Source organism: Exiguobacterium sp. s141 (assembly GCF_018618085.1).
GTDB classification, from domain to species: domain Bacteria; phylum Bacillota; class Bacilli; order Exiguobacteriales; family Exiguobacteriaceae; genus Exiguobacterium; species Exiguobacterium mexicanum_A.
Window position 1 is genome coordinate 1 of record NZ_JACSLJ010000015.1, and the last position, 6,030, is coordinate 6,030.

Consider the following 6,030-nt stretch of genomic DNA (forward strand, 5'->3'; position numbering starts at 1 on the left):
CGGTTCTACCTCGCCCTGCCGATCGCGGACCGTAGCGCGGCCTCGATGGAGGGGGCGATCCACACGGTCCACGCCGCCTTCCCGGAGGGGACGTTCAGGACGGCGACGACGGACCGGGGCAAAGAGTTCAGCGGTCACGAACGCATCCAGGCGTCGCTCGGCGTGCCGATGTATTTCGCCGACCCGTACTCATCGTGGCAACGGGGGAGCAACGAGAACGCCAACGGGCTCCTCCGCGAGTTCTTCCCGAAAGGAACGGACTTCGCGCAGGTGGCGCATGACGAACTCGCGGACGCGCTGGCCAAGATCAACGGGCGGCCGAGAAAATGCCTGAACTGGAAAACCGCACACGAGGCCTTCACCGAGGAAGTGTTGCGCTTAATTTGACAAACCGTCAAAAATAAAGGATATGAATTATACAAACGGCAATGCCTCTTCATGTTCTGTATTTGCATTGAGTAAGCCACGATTATGGAACGTCGAACTTAAATCTGCATAATGCGTTGTGATCGGCAGTCTTGTTTTCAATAGCGAGTGGACGTGCATGAACGATAAGCGATAGACATCCGTCAAAATGGCTTCAAACGGCAAGGTCGTTGTTTGTTGTACGACTTTAAGCGGTTTTGCCATCCCGACACGCGCATGAGGATTCGTCGAGAGAAGATAACCCATGCGCTCTTTTGTATAAATGAGTCCCTGCGAAGTTTTCCACCCTTTTTCATGAATCGCCATCCGTCGATTCACGTTTTTCAAAATTTCCACGTAGTCGAATTGAATTTCACGCGGAGATAGAATTGAATCAATAAGAGTCAAATCTTCACGCCCAAATCCATCTCGATGGAACGTGAGATGCTTCGGGACATGTCCGTACTGTTCTTCGAACGCATGAAGTGTATCATAGACAATTTCCCGCATCGTCTCAGAACTGATTTTCTCCCCCGCTTCACTTGTCGAGAGTGCTTTCTGCTTAATCATCGCCCCGTCTTTCCCAATGATTTGAATGACGCCCGACGCATGTTTTCCATTCTCATGGCTTACGTCTAACCCGACAAAACAATCCGAGTGGAGCGGTTCACCGAGAATCCAAGGTTGTAGGCCTGCCTTCACGTACACACCGAGTAGGATGTTGTACAGTGTATCTTCAGAGTTCAACACGCGATCATGCAGCTCCACACATTGAGTCACGACATCATGTTTCCCACCAAATTCCCGCTTAATGGCTTGATACGAATGACTGAGCGATGCTTCCTCGGCGATGACGACGACGACACCTTCAAAGTGTTTCGGGACATTCTTCAGTTGGAACATGACGTCTTCTGCCTGCAACAAATCGGTAGAGAGCGTTTGGCTCAGTCCTTTTGGTTTAGTCGAGACGTTGAGTGTCACGCCAAAGCGTTCAGACGTATTCTGCAGTTTCTTGATAAAATCGAGGACTTGTTGCAATTTTTGGCGATCACGTAATTTCGGGTCGACAAAGAAACTGACGGTCGCCTCCCCTGTTTCAAACACGCCGCCTTGATTCAAACCACCTTTGGCGTAGCTTGCCGTCCTCCCTTTACCGAAGCGAAGGCGCGGAGATTGTAACGTTTTGATGGTATAGCCGAGACGAGCGGCCCGCACATCTTTCCGCTCAAACTGAAGCATCGGCAGTCGACCGATCAAATCGAGTGCTTCCGGCATCAGTTTCGACATTCGCGCGTCAGGCGACAATTTGATGATTCGATTGACTGCGCCGAGCTGTTTAGCTGGAATCGTCTCAAATGAACAACTCTGTTTCAGTTGCTCGGGTAAGTATGGAAGAATTTGATTGTTTCGATCTTTGACGTGTACGACGAGTGCGTCTGGTGCGATGACTCGTTTTGGATCTTTCTTTGCGAAATAATCAATGATCGAACACTTTAGAATCGGACTCACTTCACTCGCTCGATACGGCGCAACTTCTACAAATTCGTACTCATACGACTTCGGATGAGTCGAATCGATGACACGCATTCCCGTAGCCACGGATTTCGGCTCACGCTTGAACTGCTGCAGTAGGTTTTCGCGGTATTCAAATTGATGGGTCAAATCGAATCCGAAGACAATTTCATCCGTCTCAGACACGTTCACATTGAGGTCCAGTGCCGGATAAACGAGTAGCCCGCTCGTCGACTGCGGATGCGCCTGTTTCGAGCGGAACTTCCCCCGGTTCATCATGTACTGTGGATGTCCCAATCGCTCCAACTGCTTTTTCAACAGTCGTTCAAGTAGCGTTCGCTCGACGTTACGTGAAAGATTAATCGGACGTGCTTCGTATTGTAGAAACGCCTCGTTTCCCCACTGTTTGATTTCCTCAAACGAAGCAATGTACTGATCAAAGAACACAATCGGTTGAAAGTTGTTCAATTTATTTAATTGAAAAATCAGCTTCCCCCCTTGCGTATGTCGTGACGATGGATCTTGGAGTGGTACGGTATAGAGATGGAGTGTCACGTCCGTTGCTTTTGTTAACGCTCGCCATTCTGTTAAGTAATACTGGTTCATCTTTTCCTCATCCTTCCCCATTATTAAATCATTGCATTCACTATAACGGATTTCCTAATATTAGGTAGATAAAATAACGGATAGGGTTCAAATGAGAAGTTTACTTCTGAGACAAAAAACTCCATCACAATGATGGAGTCCACATAATCAATTCGCTTCATAGCTTTTCTCGATGTAAGGCTTCGCTTTTTCAAAGTCCGCCTTAGAATATAAGACAATTTCTAAATCTCCGGTTCCGTAGTGTCCGATTCCTCGCATATCTCGCGTAAATCCAGGTTCGAGCGTTACGGTATCCGGGTTTACTTTCACATACATCAAAATCTTTTGCGTGCTCGGATGAAATTCTACACAAGCGAAGTTTTTAATACGCTTATATGCAATATAGTGCTTCGTCACATTTTCCTGTACATCATCACCAAGTGCCATAAGATACGACACGAGACCATCAAATAAGTCCTTTGATTCTACCGTCGCTTGTTTCAAGTAGTCACTGACTGTCTTACTTGTCACGGATAAATCCGATGAAATCGTGATAGGTTTCGCAGTCGTTGCATTGACGAGGTCCAGTAGCAACAGATCATTCTCGTAATATTTGTATTGGTACAATTCAATATTGCGATTGATTTGTTTAACAGCGTGCTCATCATATTTCGTGAAGCCACCAGCGATACAGACGAGACGCGGATTACTCCAATCAATCGTATCGGACACTTCTTTTCCATACTGCTTCAAAATTGATAGTTCGAACTCTGCTTGGTGGTCGAGTAGCCAGTCCAAATAGAACAATCCTTGGTTAATCACATTTTCGTTTGTCGACCGCTTATATTCAATAATGACAGGCGAGTTATTTTCATCTAACCCAAGCGTGTCAATCCGACCACCGTGTGTACGACCCGTGCTGTACTCCGAAGCAACAAAACGAATACCGAGCAGCTGCTCTAAATTTTTCTCGAACAATTGTTGTAGCGATTTTTCAATCGACATTGATTGACCGTATAATTCTTCCGTACCCTGTTCGCTTATTTGAAATAGTTTAAGATCTCCCATTGTACTCTCCCTTTACACTTCCAACAGCTGGTCAGCTAATAAAAGTGAGTATTCATTTGTAGTATGAAGAACAACTTCATGCAACGCCCTCGTTAAAGAGACATATAACCGTCGGACTTCCTGAGGCGTATCAAAATAGTTCATGTCATCCACGTCCATCATCAATACTGCATCAAATTCCATTCCACGCAAGTAATCGATTGTCGAGATGATAATGTCGTCACTCACTTTTGTAGTTTCCGATTGAATGAGTTGCGTCGGCAACTGTAATTTTGAATGTAAGAAAGACGCGCGCTCCATCGTTGGTGTGATGATACAAATCGAATATTCTTCTTTTCTCCATCGTGATAGTAACTCTTTTAATTCACGACTCTTTTTCGATTTTAGCAGTTCAACCGGCTTCCCGTTCCTTTCAAATGGATCAATCCAACTCGTCTCATGACCCGCATCAGCTAATAAAGCTTTAGCTAAATCAACAATCGGCTTCGCCGTACGGAACGTTTTCGTTAAATACTCAATCGTCCAATTCGATTGTCCATGCGTTTTAACCGGTTCCCAGGACGTCATTTCGAGCAAACGATAGCTTTGGAGCGTGTCACCAAATACCGTCATCCCGTGACACAATTTCTCGAGCACAAAAATGTCTAGTGGTCGAAGCGTCTGTCCTTCATCGACAAAAAGATGACTCCATTTGTCGGGATATCCAGTTGTCTCGTAATGAAGATACATCCAGAAGAAGCGGTCGAGCTCAGTCGGACGTTTCAACTTGTGCCACATCTCTAACAGTTCTTCTGGTTGTGACTTCTTAAGGTAAACCAGACGGCCTGGTTGCTTCATGATTGACCAAATCGTCGCGGCCTCAAGTTTGGTCGTTTTCTTCCAAAAATCGATTAACTGAAGGTGCTCTCGTTTTTCACGTGTAAGACGCTTCTCCATACTTTCATGCATCAACTTCTCTAAGTCTCGTGCCTTCACGGCATTCAATTCTGATGCCCAACGTTTTAAGCCCTCAATTAAGTCTTTTTGATATTGCTCTTTATTCAAGATGGATAAACGTTCCGACTCACTGCGCATCATCTGTAAAATGCGTTCTGTTTGTGCGGGACCTGGACGTTCTTGTCCAAACCAAATGGCTAACGCCCGCTTATGTAAATCCTCTAGCGCTTTAATCGGCTCATATCGTCGAAGCAACACAGCAACGTCGTCATACCACTCCTCAATTGCCGCATCCGCCCATTCGAATAGATCGTGCCCTTGATATAACGGAAGGAGTTCTTGAACGACACTCGCGGAGAAGTCTTTAGACGACCCTGTCTTTAACCACTCATCAAACGCCATTGTCGACACCGATTGAATTTGTAAATGCTCCGCGTCCTTCAACAGTTGATGAATCGTCGCCTCATTCGGAGCCAAATAAAGCATTTTCCGACGTTCGTCTTGATACTGTAAATAAGACATACGGTGCAGCGCCGTCAACGATTTTCCGGTCCCGGCCGCCCCTTGGACGATCATATATGTATTCACGGGTGCCTGGATGATGTGGTTCTGTTCAGCTTGCCGCGTTGCGATGAATCCGTCGATGGAGCGATCTTTTTGTTTCTTCGTCAGTTCTTGCTCCATAAAACTATCTTGTGGGACGTCAGGAAACGTCGACGGCTTTTTGAATGTCGACTTAATTTGTTCGGTAAACCGTTTCGTCAATGAGCTCGATTGCCGTTTTGGAGCACGACGATGATTTGCCTGAATGACACGTCGTTGTCTTCGATCAAGCTCGAGCTGTGTCATTCCAACGATATCACCACCAGGCGTCTCAATCGTCTCTCCATTAAACATGGACGCACGCATCGCCACCTCACTCCGCCAGTCTAGAACGAGCGGAATCTCAGGTGAACGAGGGTGCGCCACTCCGAACTTCCCGACCGGATAAATCTCTTCTTCGCCTTCGTCCTCAATGACGAATGTGAATGAATACAACTCTTTCAGCGCGTCTTTGTACCGTTGTCGTTCCTGTGCACTTTCTGATTGACGTGAATGCCCCCGCATGTCTATCATTTCATAGTCGCTTGACTCAAGACCTGGTTTTTCTCTTGTAGTTTTTCCCGTTAAGTGAGATTCAATGACTGAGCAAAAATCATTCAACCGTTTTTGTTCTTGCTCTATAACAACTGTCACTCGCATTAACCCCCTCGTTTACTACTCTATCTTTCTTCTTCGTTATGTGATTACTATATGAGGCCATTTAATATTCTGGTCTTTAAAATTTCGCTGTAAATATTGCAAGTCACTCGTGTAAACAAGATGAGCATTTTTTTGATGTTTATGTAAATTTGAAATGCCAAATAATAAATCGACAGTTCTTTGAAGACCTAATTGTATTTTGCAATACAAATGTGCACAATAATGCAACGAAAAGTACAGAACTTTGCCAGCTGGGTTTTAGTGTTTCGACAACGCATGCGT

The 6,030-nt window shown here is 45.7% G+C and carries 4 protein-coding genes; 1 reads left to right on the forward strand and 3 read right to left on the reverse strand.

The features are described from left to right. Positions 1-387 (forward strand): IS30 family transposase (locus tag KNP74_RS14715; protein WP_214764703.1); only part of this gene is annotated, 387 nt, incomplete at its 5' end. Between the two features lie 27 nt (positions 388-414). Here the strand turns inward: KNP74_RS14715 and KNP74_RS14720 are convergent. From KNP74_RS14720 to KNP74_RS14730, 3 genes are all read right to left on the reverse strand, one after another. Continuing rightward, positions 415-2,523, reverse strand: a complete 2,109-nt coding sequence (locus KNP74_RS14720; protein WP_214764704.1) for a Piwi domain-containing protein — start codon at positions 2,521-2,523, stop codon at positions 415-417. Positions 2,524-2,670: 147 nt separating this feature from the next. Beyond that, the gene (locus tag KNP74_RS14725; RefSeq protein WP_214764705.1) at positions 2,671-3,570 is read right to left on the reverse strand and encodes a DUF5655 domain-containing protein; all 900 of its coding nucleotides are present in this window, start codon (positions 3,568-3,570) and stop codon (positions 2,671-2,673) included. A 12-nt stretch (positions 3,571-3,582) separates the two neighbouring features. Continuing rightward, positions 3,583-5,613 carry an ATP-binding domain-containing protein gene (locus tag KNP74_RS14730; RefSeq protein ID WP_214764706.1) on the reverse strand — a complete coding sequence of 677 codons (2,031 nt, stop codon included), beginning with the start codon at positions 5,611-5,613 and terminating at the stop codon, positions 3,583-3,585. Positions 5,614-6,030 lie beyond the last annotated feature (417 nt).

Coding starts and splice junctions, on each gene's coding strand:
- KNP74_RS14720 (WP_214764704.1), bottom strand. CDS start 2,523: ATGAACCAGTATTACTTAACAGAATGGCGAGCGTTAACAAAAGCAACG.
- KNP74_RS14725 (WP_214764705.1), bottom strand. CDS start 3,570: ATGGGAGATCTTAAACTATTTCAAATAAGCGAACAGGGTACGGAAGAA.
- KNP74_RS14730 (WP_214764706.1), bottom strand. CDS start 5,613: ATGCGGGGGCATTCACGTCAATCAGAAAGTGCACAGGAACGACAACGG.